This window comes from Maritalea sp. S77 (assembly GCF_049801075.1).
Taxonomy (GTDB): Bacteria; Pseudomonadota; Alphaproteobacteria; order Rhizobiales; family Devosiaceae; genus Maritalea.
This window is the reverse complement of the sequence record NZ_JBNAGG010000006.1, coordinates 71913-93355: the sequence shown is the minus strand read 5'-3', so window position 1 is coordinate 93355 and position 21443 is coordinate 71913. Positions and strand designations below refer to the sequence as shown.

At 50.9% G+C, this 21443-nt stretch carries 25 protein-coding genes and 1 tRNA gene; 13 read left to right on the top strand and 13 right to left on the bottom strand.

What is annotated here, in order from left to right; all coding sequences use genetic code 11:
* Nucleotides 1–19 precede the first annotated feature (19 nt).
* Nucleotides 20–358: a ferredoxin FdxA gene (fdxA, locus tag ACP15Y_RS16040; protein ID WP_424984121.1), complete on the top strand. Its 339-nt coding sequence runs from the start codon at nt 20–22 to the stop codon at nt 356–358.
* A gap of 290 nt (nt 359–648) precedes the next feature.
* Nucleotides 649–1209 carry a CarD family transcriptional regulator gene (locus tag ACP15Y_RS16035; RefSeq protein ID WP_424984120.1) on the top strand — a complete coding sequence of 187 codons (561 nt, stop codon included), beginning with the start codon at nt 649–651 and terminating at the stop codon, nt 1207–1209.
* Between the two features lie 72 nt (nt 1210–1281).
* On the opposite strand, the gene ACP15Y_RS16030 is transcribed toward ACP15Y_RS16035, so the two are convergent.
* Both ACP15Y_RS16030 and ACP15Y_RS16025 read right to left on the bottom strand, forming a co-directional pair.
* A complete protein-coding gene (locus ACP15Y_RS16030) occupies nt 1282–2733 on the bottom strand; it encodes a M48 family metalloprotease (protein ID WP_424984119.1) in 1452 nt (483 codons plus the stop codon).
* Between the two features lie 8 nt (nt 2734–2741).
* Nucleotides 2742–3524: a thermonuclease family protein gene (locus tag ACP15Y_RS16025; protein WP_424984118.1), complete on the bottom strand. Its 783-nt coding sequence runs from the start codon at nt 3522–3524 to the stop codon at nt 2742–2744.
* A gap of 141 nt (nt 3525–3665) precedes the next feature.
* On the opposite strand from ACP15Y_RS16025, the gene ACP15Y_RS16020 reads away from it, so the two are divergent.
* The 3 genes from ACP15Y_RS16020 (at nt 3666) to ACP15Y_RS16010 (ending at nt 4610) form a co-directional block, all read left to right on the top strand.
* A tRNA-Arg gene (locus ACP15Y_RS16020) sits at nt 3666–3742 on the top strand.
* Between the two features lie 117 nt (nt 3743–3859).
* On the top strand, nt 3860–4186 hold the full coding sequence (locus ACP15Y_RS16015) for a BLUF domain-containing protein (RefSeq protein ID WP_424984117.1): 327 nt from the start codon (nt 3860–3862) through the stop codon (nt 4184–4186).
* Between the two features lie 97 nt (nt 4187–4283).
* The gene (locus tag ACP15Y_RS16010) at nt 4284–4610 is read left to right on the top strand and encodes a BLUF domain-containing protein (RefSeq protein WP_424984116.1); all 327 of its coding nucleotides are present in this window, start codon (nt 4284–4286) and stop codon (nt 4608–4610) included.
* Here the strand turns inward: ACP15Y_RS16010 and ACP15Y_RS16005 are convergent.
* The 5 genes from ACP15Y_RS16005 to ACP15Y_RS15985 form a co-directional block, all read right to left on the bottom strand.
* Nucleotides 4607–4768 (bottom strand): DUF1328 domain-containing protein, encoded by a 162-nt coding sequence (locus ACP15Y_RS16005; RefSeq protein WP_424984115.1) that lies wholly within the window; start codon nt 4766–4768, stop codon nt 4607–4609. The two genes, ACP15Y_RS16010 and ACP15Y_RS16005, sit on opposite strands and share 4 nt — an antisense overlap.
* Before the next feature lie 100 nt (nt 4769–4868).
* A complete protein-coding gene (locus ACP15Y_RS16000; protein ID WP_424984114.1) occupies nt 4869–6188 on the bottom strand; it encodes an Hsp70 family protein in 1320 nt (439 codons plus the stop codon).
* A gap of 130 nt (nt 6189–6318) precedes the next feature.
* A complete protein-coding gene (locus ACP15Y_RS15995) occupies nt 6319–6708 on the bottom strand; it encodes a Fur family transcriptional regulator (RefSeq protein WP_424984113.1) in 390 nt (129 codons plus the stop codon).
* A complete protein-coding gene (znuB, locus tag ACP15Y_RS15990) occupies nt 6701–7531 on the bottom strand; it encodes a zinc ABC transporter permease subunit ZnuB (protein WP_424984112.1) in 831 nt (276 codons plus the stop codon). The genes ACP15Y_RS15995 and znuB overlap by 8 nt, the downstream gene beginning before the upstream one ends.
* Complete coding sequence (locus ACP15Y_RS15985) at nt 7531–8352, bottom strand: ATP-binding cassette domain-containing protein (RefSeq protein ID WP_424984111.1); 822 nt, start codon at nt 8350–8352, stop codon at nt 7531–7533. Before ACP15Y_RS15985 ends, znuB begins: the two co-directional genes overlap by 1 nt.
* 97 nt (nt 8353–8449) lie before the next feature.
* On the opposite strand from ACP15Y_RS15985, the gene znuA reads away from it, so the two are divergent.
* Nucleotides 8450–9475, top strand: a complete 1026-nt coding sequence (gene znuA / locus ACP15Y_RS15980; RefSeq protein WP_424984110.1) for a zinc ABC transporter substrate-binding protein ZnuA — start codon at nt 8450–8452, stop codon at nt 9473–9475.
* Between the two features lies 1 nt (nt 9476).
* Here the strand turns inward: znuA and ACP15Y_RS15975 are convergent, their stop codons facing one another.
* Entirely contained in the window at nt 9477–10787 is a 1311-nt protein-coding gene (locus tag ACP15Y_RS15975) for an NAD(P)H-dependent oxidoreductase (RefSeq protein WP_424984185.1), read from the bottom strand.
* Between the two features lie 163 nt (nt 10788–10950).
* Between ACP15Y_RS15975 and ACP15Y_RS15970 the strand changes: the two genes are divergently transcribed.
* On the top strand, nt 10951–11502 hold the full coding sequence (locus tag ACP15Y_RS15970) for a DUF924 family protein (protein WP_424984109.1): 552 nt from the start codon (nt 10951–10953) through the stop codon (nt 11500–11502).
* A gap of 10 nt (nt 11503–11512) precedes the next feature.
* On the opposite strand, the gene phnE (ACP15Y_RS15965) is transcribed toward ACP15Y_RS15970, so the two are convergent.
* The 5 genes from phnE (ACP15Y_RS15965) to phnF all read right to left on the bottom strand — a co-directional run bounded on the left by phnE (ACP15Y_RS15965) (nt 11513) and on the right by phnF (nt 16603).
* Complete coding sequence (gene phnE, locus ACP15Y_RS15965; RefSeq protein WP_424984108.1) at nt 11513–12862, bottom strand: phosphonate ABC transporter, permease protein PhnE; 1350 nt, start codon at nt 12860–12862, stop codon at nt 11513–11515.
* An 11-nt stretch (nt 12863–12873) separates the two neighbouring features.
* Nucleotides 12874–13842, bottom strand: coding sequence for a phosphonate ABC transporter, permease protein PhnE (gene phnE / locus ACP15Y_RS15960; protein WP_424984107.1), 969 nt, complete (start codon nt 13840–13842; stop codon nt 12874–12876).
* Nucleotides 13843–13914: 72 nt separating this feature from the next.
* Nucleotides 13915–14820: a phosphonate ABC transporter substrate-binding protein gene (gene phnD, locus ACP15Y_RS15955; RefSeq protein WP_424984106.1), complete on the bottom strand. Its 906-nt coding sequence runs from the start codon at nt 14818–14820 to the stop codon at nt 13915–13917.
* Between the two features lie 59 nt (nt 14821–14879).
* Nucleotides 14880–15737, bottom strand: a complete 858-nt coding sequence (gene phnC / locus ACP15Y_RS15950; protein WP_424984105.1) for a phosphonate ABC transporter ATP-binding protein — start codon at nt 15735–15737, stop codon at nt 14880–14882.
* Nucleotides 15738–15868: 131 nt separating this feature from the next.
* Nucleotides 15869–16603, bottom strand: a complete 735-nt coding sequence (gene phnF, locus ACP15Y_RS15945; RefSeq protein ID WP_424984184.1) for a phosphonate metabolism transcriptional regulator PhnF — start codon at nt 16601–16603, stop codon at nt 15869–15871.
* 162 nt (nt 16604–16765) lie between these two features.
* Between phnF and phnG the strand changes: the two genes are divergently transcribed.
* The 6 genes from phnG to phnL are packed head-to-tail and all read left to right on the top strand — an operon-like array spanning nt 16766 to nt 21394.
* Entirely contained in the window at nt 16766–17248 is a 483-nt protein-coding gene (phnG, locus tag ACP15Y_RS15940) for a phosphonate C-P lyase system protein PhnG (protein ID WP_424984104.1), read from the top strand.
* Nucleotides 17248–17865: a phosphonate C-P lyase system protein PhnH gene (gene phnH, locus ACP15Y_RS15935; protein ID WP_424984103.1), complete on the top strand. Its 618-nt coding sequence runs from the start codon at nt 17248–17250 to the stop codon at nt 17863–17865. The genes phnG and phnH overlap by 1 nt, the downstream gene beginning before the upstream one ends.
* 2 nt (nt 17866–17867) lie before the next feature.
* Nucleotides 17868–18995 carry a carbon-phosphorus lyase complex subunit PhnI gene (locus ACP15Y_RS15930; RefSeq protein ID WP_424984102.1) on the top strand — a complete coding sequence of 376 codons (1128 nt, stop codon included), beginning with the start codon at nt 17868–17870 and terminating at the stop codon, nt 18993–18995.
* On the top strand, nt 18992–19894 hold the full coding sequence (locus ACP15Y_RS15925) for an alpha-D-ribose 1-methylphosphonate 5-phosphate C-P-lyase PhnJ (protein ID WP_424984101.1): 903 nt from the start codon (nt 18992–18994) through the stop codon (nt 19892–19894). Before ACP15Y_RS15930 ends, ACP15Y_RS15925 begins: the two co-directional genes overlap by 4 nt.
* The gene (phnK, locus tag ACP15Y_RS15920; RefSeq protein ID WP_424984100.1) at nt 19891–20682 is read left to right on the top strand and encodes a phosphonate C-P lyase system protein PhnK; all 792 of its coding nucleotides are present in this window, start codon (nt 19891–19893) and stop codon (nt 20680–20682) included. The genes ACP15Y_RS15925 and phnK overlap by 4 nt, the downstream gene beginning before the upstream one ends.
* Before the next feature lie 4 nt (nt 20683–20686).
* Nucleotides 20687–21394: a phosphonate C-P lyase system protein PhnL gene (gene phnL, locus ACP15Y_RS15915; protein ID WP_424984099.1), complete on the top strand. Its 708-nt coding sequence runs from the start codon at nt 20687–20689 to the stop codon at nt 21392–21394.
* The last annotated feature ends 49 nt before the right edge of the window (nt 21395–21443 follow it).

Here is a 21443-nt window from a genome sequence, read left to right as displayed (position 1 = left end):
ACAAAGTGGAATTGGCTACATGACCTATATCGTCACCGACAATTGCATCAAATGTAAATATATGGATTGCGTAGAAGTTTGTCCTGTTGATTGCTTCTATGAGGGTGAGAACATGTTGGTGATCCACCCTGATGAATGTATTGACTGTGGCGTGTGTGAGCCTGAATGCCCAGCAGAAGCCATTGTGCCGGACACTGAGCCTGGCCTTGAGAGCTGGTTGGAGCTGAACACCAAGTTTGCTGAAGTGTGGCCAAACATCACTGAGAAGCGCGACGCCCCGTCTGACGCTGAAAAGTTTGATGGTGAAAAAGGCAAGCTTGAGAAATACTTCTCAGAAGCACCTGGCGAAGGCGACTAGACTTCACTAAATTAGTGCCTCTTTTACTATAAAAAATTGCTGGACAAGTCCTAATGCCGCCAAAATTGATTCTGGCGGCATTTTGTGTTACAAATAGATAACAGTCGCGAATTTATTCTAACCAGCCGTGCCGGAGGGCACGTTTTTTTTGCCTCACAAGGACAGGATTAACAATTTGGTAACCAATGAGAATTGGTGCCTAATTCTTGTGTCAGAATAAACAGCGACTAGGGGCGATAAAAGCCTAACAAACGTGGGAAACGTTTGGGCGTCAACAGGAGTACCATTATATGGCAACTAAAAAATCAGTACAACGTCAGGGGTTTAAAACAGGCGAGTTCGTTGTTTACCCATCACATGGCGTTGGCCAGATTACCGGCATTGAAGAGCAAGAAGTTGCAGGTCTTTCCCTAGAACTTTTTGTTATTAATTTTGAGCAGGATAAGTTGACCCTACGTGTGCCGCTAGCGAAAGTTAAAACCGTTGGCATGCGCAAATTGGCAGACGAAGCAACAGTCGAAAAAGCACTAACAACAGTTACTGGTCGCGCCCGCGTGAAGCGCACCATGTGGAGCCGCCGGGCACAAGAATATGAAGCCAAGATCAACTCAGGTGACTTGATCTCAATTTCAGAAGTTGTGCGCGACCTGTTCCGTTCTGACGACCAGCCTGAGCAGTCATATTCAGAGCGTCAATTGTTTGAAGCTGCGATCGATCGCATGAGCCGTGAAATTGCTGTTGTTAACCGCATTTCATTGACAGAGGCGGTCAAGCTTATTCAGAAAAACCTCGCGAAAAGCCCACGTCGTGGCGCAAAATCAGACGAGGCTGGCGAAGAAGCTGCTGCATAAGGCAACCAAGCCAATCAGATCAAAAAGGCCGTTATCCTTCGGGATCACGGCCTTTTTTATGTTCGCAAGCATCTATTCAGGGCTAATAATTTTGTAGCCCTGCCCGGCCACCAATGGATCGCCCGGATAAAGACCATTCAAAATCAAGAACAAATCATCGCGACGTTTTACACCCGCCATCATGGCAGACAAATCGCCCGCGCGTTGCCCCTGCTTTGCGGTCACAATATCAATCTCAAAATTCTGGATCAGCTTTAGATCACCGGCTTTCACTCGGCGGAAACTATCGATGGTGCGCTCAAACTCTTGCTTAAAGCTCTTGCTGTCGCGCTCGGCCGCAAAGATGAATCGATAAACACGATCATCAAACCGCACTGCCGCAATGCGGAAAAACCACTTCTCGGTCGTCGCCGTTGCGGTGACACGATCAACGCCATTTTGCCGCCCCGCACGAACGGAATCAGCATTCAAACCAGCCACCCAGCCCGAGCGCAAATAGTCTTCCAATGATAGAGTGGCGGGCACTTCAGCGCTATCAAAGCGCAATGCAGTGCCGCTTTCAGCCACAGCAACGACCGATGCGGCACCATTGCTCAACTGATAGCTGTTTGGCACAGCAAATGTAAACTTAAGCGCCGGATAGATAAAACGCTGGCCAACAATTGTGCCATTTTCGGGATTGGGGCCAAAGGCCAACCCATCAATGGCACGTTGATAGCGTGCACGCTCCGTTTCACCAATACCGGGCGCACCCAATTGCCGGGCAGATTTCACTGCCTCTTCAATACGCGATGGCGTTGAGGGGTGGGAGGATAAGAAGTCATCGCCACTTTTGTCACCCTCGGTGAAGGCCGCAAACCGCCCCATCTGCGACAAGAACCGCGCAGCAGCATGTGGATCATACCCCGCCGCACCAGCCACCAAAACGCCCGCCCGGTCCGCGGCTAATTCCTGCGCCTGCGAGAATGCCGCCAATGAAAGCTTTGACCGCGCCAAAGACTGATCCGTGTCCGGGTTGGCCCCTAAAATGCCAGAAATTACCCGATCAACAATTTTGCTGGTACGTTCCCGATTGGACCGCTCGCGGGCATGGCACAATGTTAAGTGCGCGATCTCGTGCGAGATCACCGCAGCCAGCTCTGCCTCATCGCTCGCAAGCGCCAAGATACCCCGTGTCACATAAATATAGCCGCCCGGCAGTGCAAAGGCATTCACTTCAGGAGAATCCAAAATGGTCACCGTGAGGCTCTGATTTGGCTGCTCCGCCGCCACCAGCAATTTACCCGCCATGCGAGCCAGCATAATTTCTGCTGGGCGATGGTTATAAACCCCGCCATAAGTGGCAACAATTTTTGGATGTTCGCGCTGGCCGATGATATTATCGCTCGGATCTGCGCCTGCCGGCACACGATCAGCCGTGCGCCCGCCCAATTGCGAAGTGCCGACACCGCCAGTAAAAACGCTAGTGCAGCCGGACAAAAGACCAGCCACCGCCACGGCAACGAAAATGTGACGTCTTTTCATATTTTTACCTACTGCGCCGCCAATATTTCAATCTGCTCTGGGTGCGTAACATCAATGCGCGGCCCGTCGTGATCATCCACCCAACCGCGAACCCGAATTAAGGCATTGCTGAGTTTTCTGGGGTCAAAATCCGCCTTTTTAAAGGCACTTAGCGCCCCTCTTTGGATTACAACAGTGAAATCTGTGTCCCAATCGCGGCCAAAATTCAAATATACCCGCCCGTTGGATTCGCCTACATCAAAAACGCGGCCTTCCACCAATTCATAGCGCCCCGCCAGCTTCACCAAACGATCAGGCTTTTCAGCTTGTCGGATTTGATAATAATCCAGCGCCCAAATGCCTTTGCGATCAACGCGAGCTTGCCGCTCTGCGGTATAAAGCTCGTCCAAACAATGGCGATTATCATCGAACGAATAAACGCGGGCCAGCCCATTGCTGATCACCGCCTTTTGCGCCCACTTTTGCCGTTCGCCATCCACAAACACATGCCCCAGCACCCGGCCATGCCGATCCTTGCGGGTCGACCCATAAAAAACCTGAACATCCTCACCAAGGGCAAAATCTGCTAGAAAATCTTTTGATTCTTCAGCCAGCGGCCATGTCTCAAAGCCAATACGACCAAGGGGCAATTTGGGTGCCTGCATCCCGATCAGGCGCACCTTTTGGCTATTGTCCAAGATCAACGTATCCCCATCGGTGATTTCCACCACACGACCTTTGGGCCCCGGCGTTAATGTTTCACACGCATAGGCTGACATTGTGCAGCCTGCCACTGAAAGAACACCCGCCACTAAAACCGCTCCAAACTTACTGGAGAATCCCATAAAGACCCCGCTCAAAAATATCAAAGAAGATGTTGCACCAAATTAAGGCGAAAATCATCCCCGCAAACCGCTTTTCTCTTTGCAATTGTTTGGGTAGATTGCACCCGTGGTCCCGTAGCTCAGTTGGATAGAGCACCAGATTCCTAATCTGGGGGTCGCGCGTTCGAATCGCGCCGGGATCACCAGCCAAACATGCGAATATGTTGTAAAAATATCGCAACTATAAGTTGCTATACACTTGCCATATTCACTTAACAATTTAATGTTGTGACACATCATCTACTATTGTCGGGGACAATAACTTGATTAGAATATTTTATGTCAGCACTGCTATGCCTAACCTGACTGAAACTGAAATTACACAGATTGTTGCTACCGCGAAGCAGCACAACGCAAAGTTCGAAATCACAGGGGCGTTGGCCTATAATGGAGTCAATTTCGCCCAAGTGCTGGAAGGTGATGAAATCCACCTCGAGCAACTGATGGACAACATCAAAAATGATGAACGCCATTCAGGCGTTATTGAAGTAGCACGAACATCAACTGAAAAGCGCGCCTTTGAAGGATGGCACATGAAGCATATTGAAGGGCTCAAATTTGATGAGCTTGTTCATGCCATGAGCGCCTAAGAAGGAGCTGATCTACCTCTAATCCTGTTTTCAGGATTAATTTAGTCTCAGCGGTTAAACTGGATTGCATTGCAAACCAAAAAACTGCTGAGGCACCATGATTAGACTTCTCTATGTCAGCACGGCTCTCGACAATTTAGACTATAAAGATATTGCCGCCATCCTGGAATCGGCCCAATCAAAGAACGCCGATAAAGAAATAACCGGCGCTCTCGCCTATAATGGCAAAATCTTTGCCCAAGTCCTTGAAGGCGATGAGGCAGAAATCGATAGATTGATGCGAAAGATCAAGGATGATAGCCGCCATGCCAGCATCATTGAATTGATGCGCAAACCGATCACCGAACGTGCCTATGGCGACTGGTCGATGAAGCTAATCGATAGCAAGGATTTTGACGAGTTGATTGGCGCCATGTCGCTTTAGGCAATCGAGACGATTCCCAAAATCACCAGCAGGAAGACAACAAGCACAAATCCGATAAGGACTTTTGCGCCAGTCATCGCTAAGCCTGACAATGTGCTAAGGCCCAAAAGACCTGCTACCGCCGCAACCACAAGTAAAATCAAAATCCATGAAAGCACAATTCTCTCCTGTCACTCTTTGCGCGGAGAGAAACATTCCCCGCTGTTCAAAGAGATAACAGCAGCACAGGCGAATTGGTTCCCAAATTGGCGATATGTATTAGCTCAGCTCCAGCTCAGCACCCGCCAGCCAAGGCTTCACATCGTCAAGCAAACCAATCAACGCCAGGCCATGGGCAACAGATTGAAATTGATTGCCATCTGCCAGCTTTTCGGGCCCAAACCGATCCGCAAATAACCGCTTCACCGCAGGGATGAACGACGATCCACCCGTGAGAAACACATGGTCGATATCTTCAATTTTGATGTGCTCACGCGCAAACAAACCATCAACCGCCTGACCAATCTGTGCCAAATCCTTCTCGATCCAATGCTCAAAATCATTGATCTTGATCACCTGGTCGATTTGAATTTTGCCCAGTTTAATCTGAAGCTTTGCGGTAGGGTTGGAAGACAATTCTGCTTTGGCACCGGACACGGCGCGATAAATATCAAAGCCGCGATCATCCATAATCGTATCGATCAGAGCCTCCAACTTGTCAGGCGCAAGGGATGCGTTCCAAAGCTCTTCCAATTCATTCATATTTTGCGGCGTTTTCAAAACGGCAAGCTGGTGCCACCGCGCAAAATTGGCGAAATAATGCTTTGGGATCTCTAGGATTTTATCAAAGGATTTATATTGCGTGCCCCTGCCCAATTCCGGGCAAATCACTGCATCGATAATACGATAATCAAAGCTGTCGCCAGCAATGCCCATCCCGGCATAGCCCAAAGGATGCGCAATCACCTTATCGCCATGCCGCTCAAACCGAATGATCGAAAAGTCACTCGTACCACCGCCGAAATCGCCCACCAAAACGGTCGCATCTTTCTTCAATCGTTTGGCATAGGAATAGGCTGCGCCCACTGGCTCATAAACATGTTGCGGGGTGGGAAACCCAGCCTGCTTATAGCCTAATTCATAGCGTTCCATCGCCAATTGATCATCAGGCGAAGCACCCACAAACGCAACAGGACGGCCAGAAATAAAGGTGGTGCCCATCTCGTCTAGCCCGCTAGCGGCACTATTGCGCGCCGTTTGCAGAAACGATGCCAGCAAATCTTCAAACCGATATTTTTGACCAAACACCCGCGTTTCTTCAAACAAGCGACTGGCCGCATGGCTTTTAAAGGATTGAATAAATCGGATTTCTGACAAGGCCGACAAATAGGATTTGATCGCCTCAAGCCCCGCGCTTACTTCCACATCAAATGAGCGTTCGCGCTCGATTTTCTGAAAGCACAGTACGGACCTATAAACATCAGACATCTGGTCGCCCATGCCAAACTGAACGGTGTCCACATCGCCATTTTGGCTGGCCCGAGCGATCACCGTATTGGTCGTGCCGAAATCAACACCATAGGAAAATTGAGCGCCCATATACCCCTCCAAAGAACGTAAAAATCCTGCCGGGATCGCGACGGCTTATCCCTGCAAGATGACAATCTGATAAAATGCGGACGCGCTTCCTATCAGGCGTGGGGCATAATGGCAAGCAAAGGAAGGGGACTTAGGCGCACTTGGCGCAAATACCGCGAATTTCAAGGCTGGTTTTGATCGGCGTAAAGTCACGCTCTTTTGCCCAAAGGTCGAGGCGCTTGCTCACCTCTTCGTCAGAGAATTCCCAAACCTTGTTGCAATTTTCGCAAATGCCAAAGGCGATCAGTTCATTTTCATGACAGTTGGGATGAGCGCAGGCCACAAAAGCGTTTAAGCTTTCGAGACGATGGGCAAGGCCCATTTCAGTGAGTTTATCCAGCGCCCGATAAATTTGCAGCGGCGCTTTTAAGCCCTTTTCGCGCAATTTATCCAAAAGATCATAGGCGCTCATAGGGGTTTTGGATTTACCCAATTGATTGAGCACGAGATCCTGATTTTTAGTCAAGTTTTGCTCAGTCATGATGCGCCTCCGCAGATTGGTTTTTGGCCCCGAACATATTTTTCGGCACCAATGAAATCAAAAAGATGATCAACGCCGCCACCACAATAGAAGGGCCAGAAGGCGTGTCATAATATAAAGAACCATATAGGCCGCCAATCACCGCGACAACGCCAAAAATGGAGGCCAGCAAAGCCATAATCTCCGGCGTTGCCGCAAAGCGGCGCGCCGTAGCTGCTGGAATAATCAGCAAGGCCGTGATCAACAAAATCCCGACAATTTTCATGGCAATGGCGATCAACAACGCCAAAAGCACCATCAAGATAAAGCGGCTGCGCTGTGGCTTCATATTTTCCGCTTGCGCCAATTCCACATTCACCGTTGCCGCCACCAAGGGCCGCCAAAACCAAATCAGAATTGCCAAAACAATCGCGCCAAGGCCATAGACCATTTGAATATCAACGGTGGTGACTGCAAGGATATCGCCAAACAATAATCCCATCAAATCAATGCGGACGGACGTCATCAGGCTGACAATGACCAAGCCCAACGCCAGCGTGGAATGCGAGAGAATGCCTAAAAGCGCGTCAGCTGATAGCGATTGCCGCTTTTCTAAGATCAACAAGGCAAAGGACACCATCAACGCTACCGCAATCACGCCAACCATCAAATTGAGATTAAACACGAAACTCAACGCAACACCTAGCAAGGCCGAATGGGCCATCGTGTCACCAAAATAGGCCATGCGCCGCCACACAATAAAGCAACCCAATGGGCCAGTGACCAAGGCGAAGCCAATGCCAGCGATTAATGCGCGCATGAAGAAATCATCAAAAATACCCATTAGTGATGCTCCTTTTGATGCGGCGTGTCATGGGCATGGTCACAATGATCATGAATGGTGCCATCCGCATGCATCACCCGCCCATCCGGCAGATGTGTGTGGTCATGATCATGCTGATAAACCGCCAAACTTTGCGCGGCCCGTGCACCAAACAAACGCTTATATTCGTCGCTCTCCGCCACCAATTTCGGCGTGCCGCGGCAGCATACATGCCCGTTCAAACAGATCACCGTGTCAGTCTGCGCCATCACCACATGCAAATCATGAGAGATCAGCAGAATGCCACACCCCGTTTCGTCGCGAATTGTTTTGATCAAATCATAAAGCGCGATCTCGCCAGCAAAATCGACGCCCTGCACAGGTTCATCCAACACCAGCAAATCCGGCTGCATCAACAAGGCACGCGCCAACAAAGCGCGCTGTGTTTCCCCGCCGGACAGCGATTGCATATTGGCCGACTTTAGGTGCAAAATTCCAACCAGATCCAAAGCCCGCTCGATTTCAGCGTGTCTATGCTTCTTGGTCAAATTCATCATGCGCTTGACGGGCAGCGGCAATGTCCAATCCAACGCAAATTTTTGCGGCACATAGCCGACTTGCAAATCGGGACGCCGATGCACCTGACCTTCAGTCGGTTGCAACACGCCAAGAGCTGTTTTCACACTCGTGGATTTGCCCGAACCGTTTGGCCCAATCAGCGTAACAATTTCTTTCGGATGCACATCGAAAGTGACGCCGCGCACCAGCCATTTGCCGTCGCGATAAACGCCAACTTTGTCTAAACGCACCAGCGCATCTTGCGCTTTATTTTGGTCGGACACGAATTTCCACTCAGCTAAAAAGAACGGTTGCACCTCTTTTTGCCATACGTTATATCGTTACGCAACAATGTTATGTTATTACATTTTGGAGATGAAGATGCGAACGAAATTAAGCGCTAGCGCCCTAGCTCTAAGCTTAGCAATGACAGGTGTTGCAACGGCAAGTGAACTCAATGTGGTGACGTCCATTCGCCCACTTCATTCACTGGTGGCCAACGTGACCCAAGGGGTCAGCACACCCATAAACATCGTGCCAGCCAATGCATCACCCCATGATTACGCGCTCAAACCTTCAGACGCGCAAGCCCTGCAAAATGCAGACATTATCTTCTGGGTGGGTCATGAACTTGAGAGCTTCTTGGCAAAATCGATCACATCTTTGCCGCAAGAGGCAAAAGTGATCGAACTTCAAGATCATGAGGATCATTTCCATTTTCTGCCCATACGCGAAGTCAGCCTAGACGATCATGACCATGATGCGCATGATCACGAAGAGCATGAGCATGAAGACGACCACGGGCATGATGATCATGAACACGACCATGACGATGAGCACGCTCATGAAGACGAACATGGTCATGACGACCATGAGGGTCATCACCATGGCGATACAGATCTTCACATTTGGCTTGATGTCGAAAACGCCAAGCATTTCGTCGAACTGGTCGCTGAAGAGCTAAGCACTGTCGATTCAGAACATGCCGCGCAATACCAAGAAAATGCCGCAGCTACGCTTGAAAAGCTAGACGCCCTCAACGCGGAAATCAAAGCGCAATTGGCTGGACTGGAAGCGCATAAGTTTGTGACCTTCCACGATGCCTATCAATATTTCGAAGCTCAATATGGTCTGACCAACGCAGGCACCGTTACGCTGAGCCCCGAAATCAAGCCGGGTGCAAAACGCCTGACCGAATTGAAAGCACATTTGAAGGAAGATCAAATCAGCTGCATTTTCGCAGAGCCTCAGTTCGATGCAAAACTGGTTGATCTAGCCGTAGAAGGCACCAATGTGAAACAGGCCGTGCTCGACCCGCTTGGCGCAGAGCTTGAGGACGGACCAGAGCTTTATTTCAACCTGATCCGCGATATGGGCAACAGCTTTGCTGATTGTTTAGGCGAATAGCCTAATCTAACATTTCATCCTGGGCGCGACGCAGATCAACGATCTTCAAGCTCGCGTCCGGGGTGGTGTTTTGCGTGGTGATCAGCTCACCTTTTTTAATCGGTGCCACCACTTTGCCGCCTTCGATCAACCCCACTGGATGCGCAGCCTTTGCCTTGGCATCATCGCGCGTCATGGTGAAGGAGCGATAGCAATATTGCCCAATCGCATCCAATGTTTCACCCGGTTGCATATCCTTTTTCGCAACCGCGCATACATCCGCAACTGGCCGATCCATTGGCACCATATCTGACTGGCCATAAAGCGCGATGCGCGCGCAAGTCAGCGGCACTTCCAAACTTGTCAAATGGAACGGACGATAAAGTGTGAAATAAGGCCCGCGCCCTACTTTCAAATCCGCCATACGCTCATGAATACGCTCATGCGGGGCCTTCACCACCACAAAAACACCCGGCGCCACGCCCTTTCCGATGGTATAATCCACTTTGCCCGCACCAGAGAGGATGCCGCCATCTTCCTCTGGGATCAAAATGTCTTCTAGCGTATCAATGGTCGCTTCCGGCCCATGCATGCCCGGCACATCGGGCACGAGACCAGTGGCATTGGCCAGCGCCGCCATTTCGACCATTGTTTTGGAGCCATCGACAAATTCAACAAGCATGCGCGGGTTCATATTGCGCGCGAAAGCTTCTTCTTCATAATCCGCAGGCACCGCGTCAAATTTGAGCGGGTTGTTTTTACCCTTACCGGCAGAGATGATCGGCAATTCCAACGCATTGGCAAAATCGATCAGCTCCATGATAGAGGATGGTTCATCCCCTGCTCCAACAGAATAAACAAGGCCAAGCTCCTTGGCGCGACGATGCAAATAGGTGCCAACAGTCACATCGGCTTCCACATTCATCATCACCAGATGCTTGCCCGCTTCCAGCGTCAATAACCCGATTTCAGCGCCCACGCTTGGCTTGCCTGTCGCCTCAATCACTTGGCTAACATGCGCATTTTGCGCCACCAAACGCGCATCGCCACAAACGGCAATCTTGCCCATCTCAACTGCGCGGGAAATGGCCGCATCATTTTCGCACACCACAGCATTTTCGCGGTCGCCATAAGCAATCTCAACGGCTTTCAGCGCGTTATCAATATTGCGGACGGCGACGGCGCCGACGCGCATACCGCGCATTCGGCCGATTTGCAAAATCAAATCGGTGCCCATCTCCCCAGCGCCGATCAAACCCACAATGATCTCTTTGCCACTATCCGCCAATTTATAGAGATCGCGAGATATACCCGTCATGGTCTCGCGGTTCATGTGAAAGGGTTTGAGCGTTTCAATGGTCATAGGTGCGCCAACTTGAAATTGATTTTGCGCCTTACTAGCGCAAATTGACACGTAAAGGCGACCCCAAACGTCACATCAAGTTGATTTTCTCAAAAGATCAGATCAATCTAATCTCCTCACAAAAGGAGCGCTTATGACTGTGACCGCAAAAGACATTATTCAATTTTGGTTTGTCGACCATAGTGAAGAAGATTGGTTCACGGGCGGAGAAGCCTTCGATGCCAAAATTATAGAGCGCTTTTCGGATGCGCACCTTGAAGCCGCACGCGGCGATCTGTTTGATTGGCGCGTGGATGCTGAAGGTCGTTTGGCCGAAATCATCATCCTTGATCAATTTAGCCGTCAGATTTTCCGCAAAGACAAACGTGCCTTTGCATCAGATATGCAAGCACTAACCCTCGCACAGGAAATGGTGGCTCGTGGTGATGATCAGGATTTAGAGCCACGGATGCGCACTTTTGCCTATATGCCCTATATGCACGCAGAAAGCCTGAAAGTGCATGATGAAGCGGTGAAACTGTTCAAAAGTTTGGATAATGAAAACAGCCTTGAATATGAAATCAAGCACCGCAACATTATCGAGCAATTCGGCCGCTATCCCTATCGCAACGAAGTGCTTGGACGCAAAAATACGCCGGCAGAGGAAAAGTTCCTCGCCGGCGAATTTGATAGTTTTGGGCAGTAAAAAAGTCCGTTTATCGGGCTTCCTCACCGATCAATTTTGACCGGAGATGGTTGGAAATATTGTCAAAGACAAACACGACGATCAGGATCAAAATCACCATATAGCCGACATTTTCCCAGTCGGTTCCGGTGCGCATGGCCTCGAGCAATTTAAGGCCAATGCCGCCCGCGCCCACCGCGCCAATGATGGTGGCTGAGCGGGTGTTTGATTCCCAGAAATAAAGCGCTTGTGACGCAAATAGCGGCAGCACTTGCGGCACCACGCCAAAGCGCTGCACTTCAACCGGAGACGCCCCAAGCGATTTCACGCCTTCGCGCTGCTTGTCGTCCACATTCTCCAAAGCTTCGGAATAAAGCTTGCCGAGCGTGCCTGTGTCAGTGAAGAAAATCGCGGCAATACCAGCGATTGGCCCCGGCCCGAACGAGCGTGTGAAGAACAGCGCCCAGATCAACATATCCACTGAACGCAGGAAGTCGAACGACCGCTTCATCAACCAGTTGGCTGTGTTCGAACGGGTAATGTTACGCGCGGCGATAAATGCCAGCGGGAAGGCAAGGATGGCAGCAAACAAGGTGCCAACAAACGCCATCACAATGGTTTGCAGCAATTTCACAAACACGTCGGCATGTTGCCATTCCGCATTATAGAGAAAATCATTGATTGCGACGCTTAAATTGCTTTGGCCTTCCTCGATCTGAGGGCCTGCCGCGATCATACCAATCACTTCAAACCCATTCATGCCCCAATAGGCGGAGCCAGGATCGAAGAAGAAATTCTCCCACCCCCAAAAACGGCGCCACACGCGCACTTGGGTGTTGCGAATTTCAATATTGCCCGCAAACCCAAAGCTAAGTTTTACGCGACCATTGCGCTCTTCAAATTCGCTTGTGGCATTTTCTGGCAAAAGCGCAGCATCATCGGTGATCACCACATCATAACGCTGACCGCCTTTTTTGATCTCCACCAAGCCTTCGTGCACAACGATAAAATTGCCGTCACCAAAATCTACCCGAAACGCATCACGCGCGTCGTTGGCGGTGACCCAATCCGGATTCGGATTTTCGCCAAGCGGCGAAAAGCGCGGATATTGAAGCTCGATTCCATCATCACGGAAGCGAATTTTAGGCTGTGCCTGCCAAGACACCCAGTCGGCCATGTAAAGGCCAGCCCGGTCCCATTTCGCGTCTGAAAAGACCTGCGGAATATTGAAGAAAAAGAAGCAGGCCACCAAATAAGCCATAAGCGCGGCTACAATGGCAATCGGACGAAACTTCTTCACCGGATCTTGGTGAAACACTTCAGGATATTGCGCTTTCAGCTCAGTGCGACGCTCATCGGTGAGTTGAGATGTCATATTCATGTTCAATCTCCCTATGCGCCGAACTGGAACGCTTGATCGCCGACCATTTTGCGGCGCAGCCAGCCCGAAAGCTGATCGACGGCAACAATGGTGACAAAGAGCAAAAGGATGATGGCGTAAGTTTTTGCCGCATGATCGCGCGATAAAGACAAGCGAAACACTTCGCCAATACCGCCGCCGCCCACTGCACCAATAATGGTGGAAGCGCGCACATTAATCTCCGCCCGCAACAAAGCGTAAGAGGTAAAGTTTGGCAAAACCTGCGGCACAATGGCAAAGCGCACCCGTTCAATCCAGCTGGCGCCCGCGGCTCGCAAACCTTCATCCGGCTTCATGTCGGCATTTTCGACCACTTCAAAAAACAGCTTACCCAATGAGCCGATGGTGTGGATCGACACGGCAGCGATCGCCGCGATCGGGCCAAGCGACAAGATAGCCGCCAACAAGCCCGCAATGACAATTTCAGGAAATGCACGCAATAATTCCATGATACGGCGCACCACAAAGCGCACAGCTTTCGAGCCAACCAAATTGGACGCCGCGAAAAAGCAAAGAACAAAAGCAATGCCGCCACCCAACAGGGTCGACACAAAAGCAATATTAAGCGTGACCAGCATTTCATAGAAATATTCAGGCAGATAAAAATCGCCGAACAAATAATGCCGTCCCTCTTCATAATCATATTTCAAAGAGCCATCCGCATAGGGGGAAGGCAAATCAAAGAGCGCCCGGAAAATCTCCAATGGATCATCGGGCAGAAAATTCAAAACAAAGTCGAAAAAATACGGAATGCGATCAATAAATTTGCCGGAATTTGAGGCATTGGCAAACCATAAGGCCGCCACAAGAATGGCACCCAATATACCGATGGTGAGAAAGCTATAGAGCTTTTTGGTCCGCGCCAGCTCTTGATAATGTTGATGCACCTTGGTGGTGGCATCAGAAAGTTTTGGCGGTGAAGATTGGCTAACAGCACCCATCAAATCGCGCTCCACATAGATATGCAAAAGGACCGATCAATCTGACCGGTCCTTTCAACGAGGTTCTTAAAATTAGCCGCCGATTTTGGCTTTACGGGCAGCAACGATTGTTTCGTAGAATGAGTGATCTACTTCAACAAAACCGTTATATGTGCCGCCTTGGATGGCAGAGAAACAATCAGGATTTGATTCTGGTAAGTTCATCATAAAGTCTTTGAACTTGGCGCGAACATCTTTATCCAGGTCAGCGCGAACAACGATTGGGCCGTTCGGGATCAAAGGCGAACGCCAGATCTCTTTAACGTCTTCCATGTCCAAAAGGCCTTTATCAACCATCTTGCGGATATTGCCTGATGTGTAGCCTTCAGAATATTCGCCAACACCTGATGACCAAGTTACGCCACCGTCAACTTTGCCATCGAGCACAGCCAAAACGTTGTTTTCGTGACCGCCATTGAATGATGTTTCTGAGAAATACTCATCCAGCTCAACGCCCAATTCTTTTGGCAAAGCAACTGAAGGAACCAAGAAGCCTGAAGTTGAATCTGGGTCAGCAAAACCAAGATGCTTGCCCTTCATGTCTTCAAGATTTTCAATGCCGCTGTCTGAGCGAGACAACATGATTGAGTGATAGCCAGTTGCGCCATCTGTTTGTTCTGTTGTCAAAATCGGATCAACAGCTTTTGGGTCTTTCAAATAAACAGCAGCATAGCCAGAAGCGCCCAACTCAGCATAATCAAGCGTACCGCCCAAAAGGCCTTGGATCACGCCGTCATAGTCAGCCGCTGGGAACAATTTCACTTCATTTACGCCAATGGCTTCAGGCAAAAGATCAATCAGGCATTGGTTGTTGCGCAAACGGTCGGCTTCGTTTTCGCCGCCCAAAATACCAACGCGGAAAGTATCCAACGCCATTGCAGTAGATGTCATCGCAACCAAAGCTGCTGCAGACAAAAGACCAGTACGGATCGCATTCATGGGATTCTCCTAAAATTATGCGGTTTACCGTTGAAATTCATTGCTGCGCATCCAGCGCATCAATTCAGTGTCACGTGTGCGTCGTCTGCATCACGATAAGGCCCGCGGCGCTTATCCGCGGGTGTGTCGTCATCCTCATCCAATGATGTGGAAGTCATGCTTTCGCTAAAGGCATCTTTCAGCCCTTCAGCACCATAAATGCGCCGCGCGACATCTGTGGTCAGCGCTTCTGGTGGGCCATCAAAAACCACTTCGCCATGCGACATACCGATGATCCGCTCGCAATAAGTGCGGGCCGTATCTAATGTGTGCAAATTGGTGATGACAGTGATGCCATCATCTTCATTAATGGCCTTCAAACTATCCATCACAACCTTCGCGTTGCGCGGATCGAGCGAGGCAATCGGCTCATCCGCCAAAATCATTTTGGGCTGCTGCATCAAGGCGCGGGCGATGGCCACGCGCTGCTGCTGACCGCCAGACAATGTGCCGGCACGCTGCAAGGCAGTTTGCGCAATGCTTAACCGCTCCAGCGCTTCAAGCGCTTCAAGCTGCTCTTCTTCTGAGAAACTTTTAATAAGGGAAGAAAATGTGTTGCGCCGATTCAAGCGCCCCAACATCACATTGGTGAGCACATCCAAGCGCGGCACCAAGTTAAATTGCTGAAAGATCATGGCGCAATCGCGCTGCCAATTGCGCAAGTCAGCACCTTTAAGGCTAGACACTTTCGTCCCATCAAATTCGATGGTGCCATCACTCACGCCGATCAATTGGTTGATCATGCGCAATAGTGTGGATTTGCCTGCACCAGAGGAGCCAATCACCCCCACCATTTCGCCAGAAGCGATAGAGAGGTTGATATTTTTAACCGCCAACTTGTCCCCAAACCGACGATTTACACTTTGCAGTTTCAACATTTAAAGATGTGCCCCATTTCAATTCGGGCTCATCTCTATTGCGGCTGGTTAACACAAAAATGTCGGTTTCGTGTCAGATTTGTGAAAGTCCCTATCGCTAGACAAATATAAGTGGAAAAGCCAGCATTTCCCTAGCTTTCAATCTCAAGCTGAACGCTTTCACCGCGGAATCGCGAACGGGTATATTGCAAAGGCTCACCTGATTCTGACACATTCACACTAGTGATCTGCATCAGTGGAAAGCCAATTTCCACTTGCAACAAGCGTGCATCATGTGTTGTGGCAGCAATCGCCGTGACCCAGCTTTTATCTCGCTTGTAATTTTCATATCCAGCGCGCGCCATTGCTTTAGATATAGAACCCAGCTCCGCATAATGCGGCACTAGATCCGGCAACAAGTCTTTGCGAAACCAAATGGTCGCCACTGTGATCGGCACACCATCCGCAACCCGCAATGTTTCGATCCGCAAGACAGGATCGCCTGACTCTATGTGCAAATGTTTGGCAATCTCTTCATCCGCAACCTCTTCAGTAGAGGAGATCAGCCGCCCGCCCGGCTGCCGCTTTTGCGCACTTATAATTTCAGAAAATCGCGTGCGCGCGGAAATCGGATAGGTGATTGGCGCGTCTGCCACAAATGTGCCCCGCCCGCGCGTCGCCGTTAAAAATCCATTCTCTGTGAGCGATGCAATCGCCCGCCGCACCGTGTGGCGATTCACTTCATAATCATTTGCCAATTCGATTTCGGTCGGCAATTGCGTACCTGGTTTGTAGGTGCCTGCAACAATTTCATGCTGCAAACGCTCAGCAATTTGCCGCCAAAGGGAAACGCCCCGTCCACGTTCAATCTTATTCAAACCCTGCACTCCCAAGCCTTTGGTGCCGTCATATGGCTGCAACAATTTCGCACTTTAATAAACCATACAAACAAAAGTATACAAATATATACAATTAGTATAGACAAATTTTTTGAAATGCTTTAGGACAGCACCCGTTCTGATCTTTCAAAAACTGAAAAGAGCCAATTCATGACCGCGCCTTCCTCCCCCGACAATAAAGCTGAAAATGCTGAGGTGATCGCTCGCCAGCGCGTTATGCGCGTTTTGGCGCAAGCGCCCGACCAACAACTTGAAGATCTGTATGAGAAATTTGCTGACAAGCCAGACTGGACATTCGCCCGCAAGCCCGAGACGGGCTTAGTGATGACACGCGGGCGGATCGGCGGCGGCGGGGCACCGTTTAATCTGGGCGAAATGACTGTGACCCGCGCCGCCATTCAATTGGAAAGTGGCGAAGTTGGCCATGCATACTGCCAAGGCCGCAATCAACGTAAAGCCGCCATCGCTGCCTTCTTCGATGCCGTCTGGTTGAGCGAAGCGCACAAGCAAAGCGTTGAAGCCAACATCATCGCACCGCTGGAGCAAGAGCAAGTCACAGCCAAAAAAGACAAGCTGAAAAAAGCCGCAGCCACAAAGGTCGACTTTTTCACTATGGTGCGGGGAGACGGATAATGACAATGCCACAACAAGCTATCGCACAGGGTTTCACCGACCTCACCCATCAAAGTCAACAGAGCTTTAAAGCGATTATGGATGCCATGGCGCAGCCGGGGAAAATCTATGATGCGCCGCATAAAGTGGACAATGCCGGCGCCCTCAACCCTGTTGCCGCCATGGCTGCCCTGACCCTATGTGACGCAGAAACGCTGATCTATCTTGATGAGGCACTCAATACGACCGAGACACGCCAATTCTTAGCGTTCCACACCGGCGCCGCCACCACAAGTGATCCACAAAAAGCGCAATTTGCCTTTTTGAGCAGTGCAGGCCCCTTAGAAGGCGACCACGCTTTCAATATGGGCAATCATGAATATCCTGACCAATCCACCACGGTCATCATCGCCGTGAACGATCTGGCCAATCAGGCGGGCGCAACGCTTTCCGGCCCCGGCATTGAAACCAGTCGTGCTTTCGCCTCCTCCAGCTTGAGCGAACAATTCTGGCAGCAGGCTGAAGCCAACAATGCGGAATATCCATTGGGCATCGACCATATTTTCGTGACCGAAACGCAACTGGCTGCCCTGCCCCGCTCCACCAAAATCAATCTCGATCCGGCGCAAGGAGAATAGACATGTATGTTGCTGTAAAAGGTGGCGAAAAGGCCATCAAAAACGCCCACACATTGTTCGCCGCCAAACGTCGGGGCAATGAAAATGTGCCCGGCCTGCGTCTGGACCAGATCACTGAGCAATTGTCATTCGCCGTTGATCGCGTGATGGGCGAGGGCTCGCTTTATGATCCAGAATTGGCCGCCATGGCCATTCGGCAAGCGCAGGGTGATTTGATCGAGGCGATCTTTTTGATCCGCGCTTATCGCACCACCCTGCCGCGCTTTGGCTATGCAGAACCCATCGAAACCGGCAAGATGGCCATCGAACGCCGCATCTCGGCAACCTTTAAGGATTTGCCCGGCGGCCAGGTGCTTGGGCCAACCTTTGACTATTCGCATCGCCTGATAAACTTTGATTTCGACGCCGAAGCGGCACCCGAAACACCCCCTTCAAGTGACGAAGACATTGATCTGAACGCGGAAGTACCGCGGGTTTCCGACATTTTGGGCAAGTCCGGCATGATCGAGCCAGACCATCAATTTGACGAAGGCCATGAAACAGGCGACTTAACCCGCACGCCAATCGATTTTCCAACCGATCGCGATGTGCGGCTGCAAAATCTGGCCCGCGGCGATGAGGGTTTCTTGCTGGCGCTCGGCTACTCAACCCAGCGTGGATATGCCCGCTCACACCCTTTCGCCGGCGAAATTCGCTTTGGCGAAGTCGAGGTAGAGTTCTTTGCTGAAGAACTTGGCTTTGCCGTGCCCATCGGCACCATGGAAGTGACCGAATGCCAAATGATCAATCAGTTTAAAGGCAGCGCCAAAGCGCCACCTGCGTTCACCCGCGGCTACGGCCTGGTGTTCGGGCAAGCGGAACGCAAAGCCATGTCGATGGCACTGGTGGATCGCTCGCTCCGCTGGAAAGAGCTGGGCGAAGAATTTTCCGCCCCGGCACAAGATCAGGAGTTTGTGCTGTCACACTCCGATAATATTCAAGCCACAGGCTTTGTGGAGCATTTGAAGCTGCCGCACTATGTGGATTTCCAAGCCGAATTGGACCTGATCCGCACCATGCGCAAGGAATTTGACGCGCAGCAAAAGGAAATTGGCGACGACGACGCGCCAAAAATGGAGGCGGCCCAATGAGCCTTGATCAATTGACCAATGAGGCCCCGGCCTACAATTTTGCCTATCTCGATGAACAGACCAAACGCATGATTCGCCGCGCGATCCTGAAAGGCATCGCGGTGCCCGGCTATCAAGTGCCATTCGCTGCGCGCGAAATGCCTATGCCCTATGGCTGGGGCACCGGCGGCGTGCAGGTCACGGCCTCAGTTTTGGGCGAAAGCGATATTCTTAAAGTGATCGACCAAGGCGCGGACGACACCACAAATGCGGTCTCGATCCGTAATTTCTTCGCCAAAACCGCCAATGTGGACCTAACAACCCACACCAGCGAAGCGACCGTGATTCAAACTCGGCACCGCATTCCGGAAGAGGAACTGCAAGAGCATCAAACGCTGGTTTATCAAGTGCCCATTCCCGAGCCGCTGCGCTTTTTGGAACCACGGGAAACCGAAACCCGCAAAATGCACGCCTTGAGCGAATATGGCCTGATCCATGTGAAGCTTTATGAAGATATCGCCACCCACGGCCACATCGCCACCACTTATGCTTATCCTGTGATGGTGGAAGGTCGCTATGTGATGGACCCGTCACCGACACCCAAATTCGACAACCCGAAAATGCACAAATCCAAAGCCTTGCAATTGTTCGGTGCAGGCCGCGAAAAACGGATTTACGCACTGCCGCCTTACACCGATGTGGTGAGCCTCGATTTTGAAGATCATCCCTTCACCATTCAGGAATGGCCCGACACCAAATGCGCCATGTGCGGCGCAGAAGGCGTCTATTTTGACGAGGTGATTTTGGATGATGCAGGCAACAATATGTTTGTGTGCTCGGACAGTGATTATTGCGAAACCCGCCAGAGCGAAGGCCATCTTGGCCCGCTCAATGCCGACTATAAGGAGCGCATGCAATGAGCCTTGATCAAGACTTGCCTTTGTTGAGCGTGAAAAATCTATCGCATTTTTATGGCCAGCATCTGGGCTGTAAGGATGTCAATTTCGACCTTTATCCCGGCGAAGTGCTGGCGATTGTGGGCGAAAGCGGCTCGGGCAAAACCACCCTGCTCAATTGCCTTTCCACTCAAATCATCCCGACCGACGGGGCGGTCTATTATCGTGGCCGCAAGGGACAGATGGACAATCTGTATGAGATGAGCGAAGCCCAACAGCGCATTTTGCTGCGCACCGATTGGGGCTTTGTGCGCCAGCACCCCCGCGATGGGTTGCGCATGAATGTGTCGGCCGGTGCCAATGTGGGTGAACGCTTGATGGCACTAGGCGACCGCCATTATGGCAAGATCCGCGACACCGCCCTCGACTGGCTGGAGAAAGTGGAAATTCAAGCGGATCGTATCGACGATGCCCCCCGCACTTTCTCAGGTGGCATGCAGCAGCGGCTGCAAATTGCCCGCAATCTGGTGACCAACCCACGTCTGGTGTTTATGGACGAGCCAACTGGTGGTCTCGACGTATCGGTGCAGGCGCGCCTGCTCGATTTGATTCGTCGTTTGGTCTCGGAACTTGGCCTCTCCATCATTATCGTCACCCACGATCTGGCCGTCGCACGTTTGTTGTCAGACCGCATTATGGTGATGAAAGACGGCAAGGTGATTGAGCAAGGTCTAACCGACCAAGTTCTAGATGACCCGCACCAAGCCTATACGCAATTGCTGGTGTCATCCATTCTGCATGTGGGGAGTTAATCCAATGCAACAAAAGATTTTGAGTGTTCAAAACTTGACCAAATCCTTCGTGATGCATTTGCAAAATGGCTTGCAATTGCCCGTTATGGACGGGGCAGGATTTGAAGTTTTCGCTGGCGAATGTGTGGTGCTTGGCGGCCCGTCAGGCGCGGGCAAATCCACCTTGCTGAAAATGATCTATGGCAACTATGCTGCCGATGCAGGCGAAATCATCATTGCCCATGGCGATCAGCACACCGATTTGGTCACCGCCTCACCGCGCGAGATCTTGCGCTTGCGCCAATCCACTATCGGCTATGTGAGTCAGTTCCTCTCGGCAATTCCTCGCGTGTCTGCCCTTGATTTGGTGGCACAAGTGGCCCGCCAATGGGGGCACAGCGAAGAAGTTGCCCAAGAAAAGGCCGCCAAAATGCTTAGTCAGCTCAATATCCCTGAGCATTTGTGGGGCCTGCCCCCCGCCACTTTCTCTGGCGGCGAACAGCAACGGGTGAACATTGCCCGCGGCTTTATGGGTGAGCACAAATTGCTGCTGCTCGATGAGCCAACAGCTTCACTTGATGCAGCCAATCGGCAGGTTGTGCTGTCGCTAATTGAAGAACGCAAAGCCAATGGCACCGCCATGCTGGGCATTTTTCACGATGCGGATACGCGCGACAAGGTGGCAGATCGCGTGATCGATGTCACCAAATTCGCGGTGCAACGTGCAGCATAAATTGGCGAAATAAATGACTGTCAAATTGCTGACATTTAAATAGACTATG

Excerpts from the sequence above, each read along its gene's own strand:
- fdxA (WP_424984121.1), top strand. The coding sequence starts at position 20 with ATGACCTATATCGTCACCGACAATTGCATCAAATGTAAATATATGGAT.
- ACP15Y_RS16035 (WP_424984120.1), top strand. The coding sequence starts at position 649 with ATGGCAACTAAAAAATCAGTACAACGTCAGGGGTTTAAAACAGGCGAG.
- ACP15Y_RS16030 (WP_424984119.1), bottom strand. The coding sequence starts at position 2,733 with ATGAAAAGACGTCACATTTTCGTTGCCGTGGCGGTGGCTGGTCTTTTG.
- ACP15Y_RS16010 (WP_424984116.1), top strand. The coding sequence starts at position 4,284 with ATGATTAGACTTCTCTATGTCAGCACGGCTCTCGACAATTTAGACTAT.
- ACP15Y_RS16000 (WP_424984114.1), bottom strand. The coding sequence starts at position 6,188 with ATGGGCGCTCAATTTTCCTATGGTGTTGATTTCGGCACGACCAATACG.
- ACP15Y_RS15995 (WP_424984113.1), bottom strand. The coding sequence starts at position 6,708 with ATGACTGAGCAAAACTTGACTAAAAATCAGGATCTCGTGCTCAATCAA.
- znuB (WP_424984112.1), bottom strand. The coding sequence starts at position 7,531 with ATGGGTATTTTTGATGATTTCTTCATGCGCGCATTAATCGCTGGCATT.
- znuA (WP_424984110.1), top strand. The coding sequence starts at position 8,450 with ATGCGAACGAAATTAAGCGCTAGCGCCCTAGCTCTAAGCTTAGCAATG.
- ACP15Y_RS15975 (WP_424984185.1), bottom strand. The coding sequence starts at position 10,787 with ATGAACCGCGAGACCATGACGGGTATATCTCGCGATCTCTATAAATTG.
- ACP15Y_RS15970 (WP_424984109.1), top strand. The coding sequence starts at position 10,951 with ATGACTGTGACCGCAAAAGACATTATTCAATTTTGGTTTGTCGACCAT.
- phnE (WP_424984108.1), bottom strand. The coding sequence starts at position 12,862 with ATGAATATGACATCTCAACTCACCGATGAGCGTCGCACTGAGCTGAAA.
- phnE (WP_424984107.1), bottom strand. The coding sequence starts at position 13,842 with ATGGGTGCTGTTAGCCAATCTTCACCGCCAAAACTTTCTGATGCCACC.
- phnD (WP_424984106.1), bottom strand. The coding sequence starts at position 14,820 with ATGAATGCGATCCGTACTGGTCTTTTGTCTGCAGCAGCTTTGGTTGCG.
- phnC (WP_424984105.1), bottom strand. The coding sequence starts at position 15,737 with ATGTTGAAACTGCAAAGTGTAAATCGTCGGTTTGGGGACAAGTTGGCG.
- phnG (WP_424984104.1), top strand. The coding sequence starts at position 16,766 with ATGACCGCGCCTTCCTCCCCCGACAATAAAGCTGAAAATGCTGAGGTG.
- phnH (WP_424984103.1), top strand. The coding sequence starts at position 17,248 with ATGACAATGCCACAACAAGCTATCGCACAGGGTTTCACCGACCTCACC.
- ACP15Y_RS15930 (WP_424984102.1), top strand. The coding sequence starts at position 17,868 with ATGTATGTTGCTGTAAAAGGTGGCGAAAAGGCCATCAAAAACGCCCAC.
- ACP15Y_RS15925 (WP_424984101.1), top strand. The coding sequence starts at position 18,992 with ATGAGCCTTGATCAATTGACCAATGAGGCCCCGGCCTACAATTTTGCC.
- phnK (WP_424984100.1), top strand. The coding sequence starts at position 19,891 with ATGAGCCTTGATCAAGACTTGCCTTTGTTGAGCGTGAAAAATCTATCG.
- phnL (WP_424984099.1), top strand. The coding sequence starts at position 20,687 with ATGCAACAAAAGATTTTGAGTGTTCAAAACTTGACCAAATCCTTCGTG.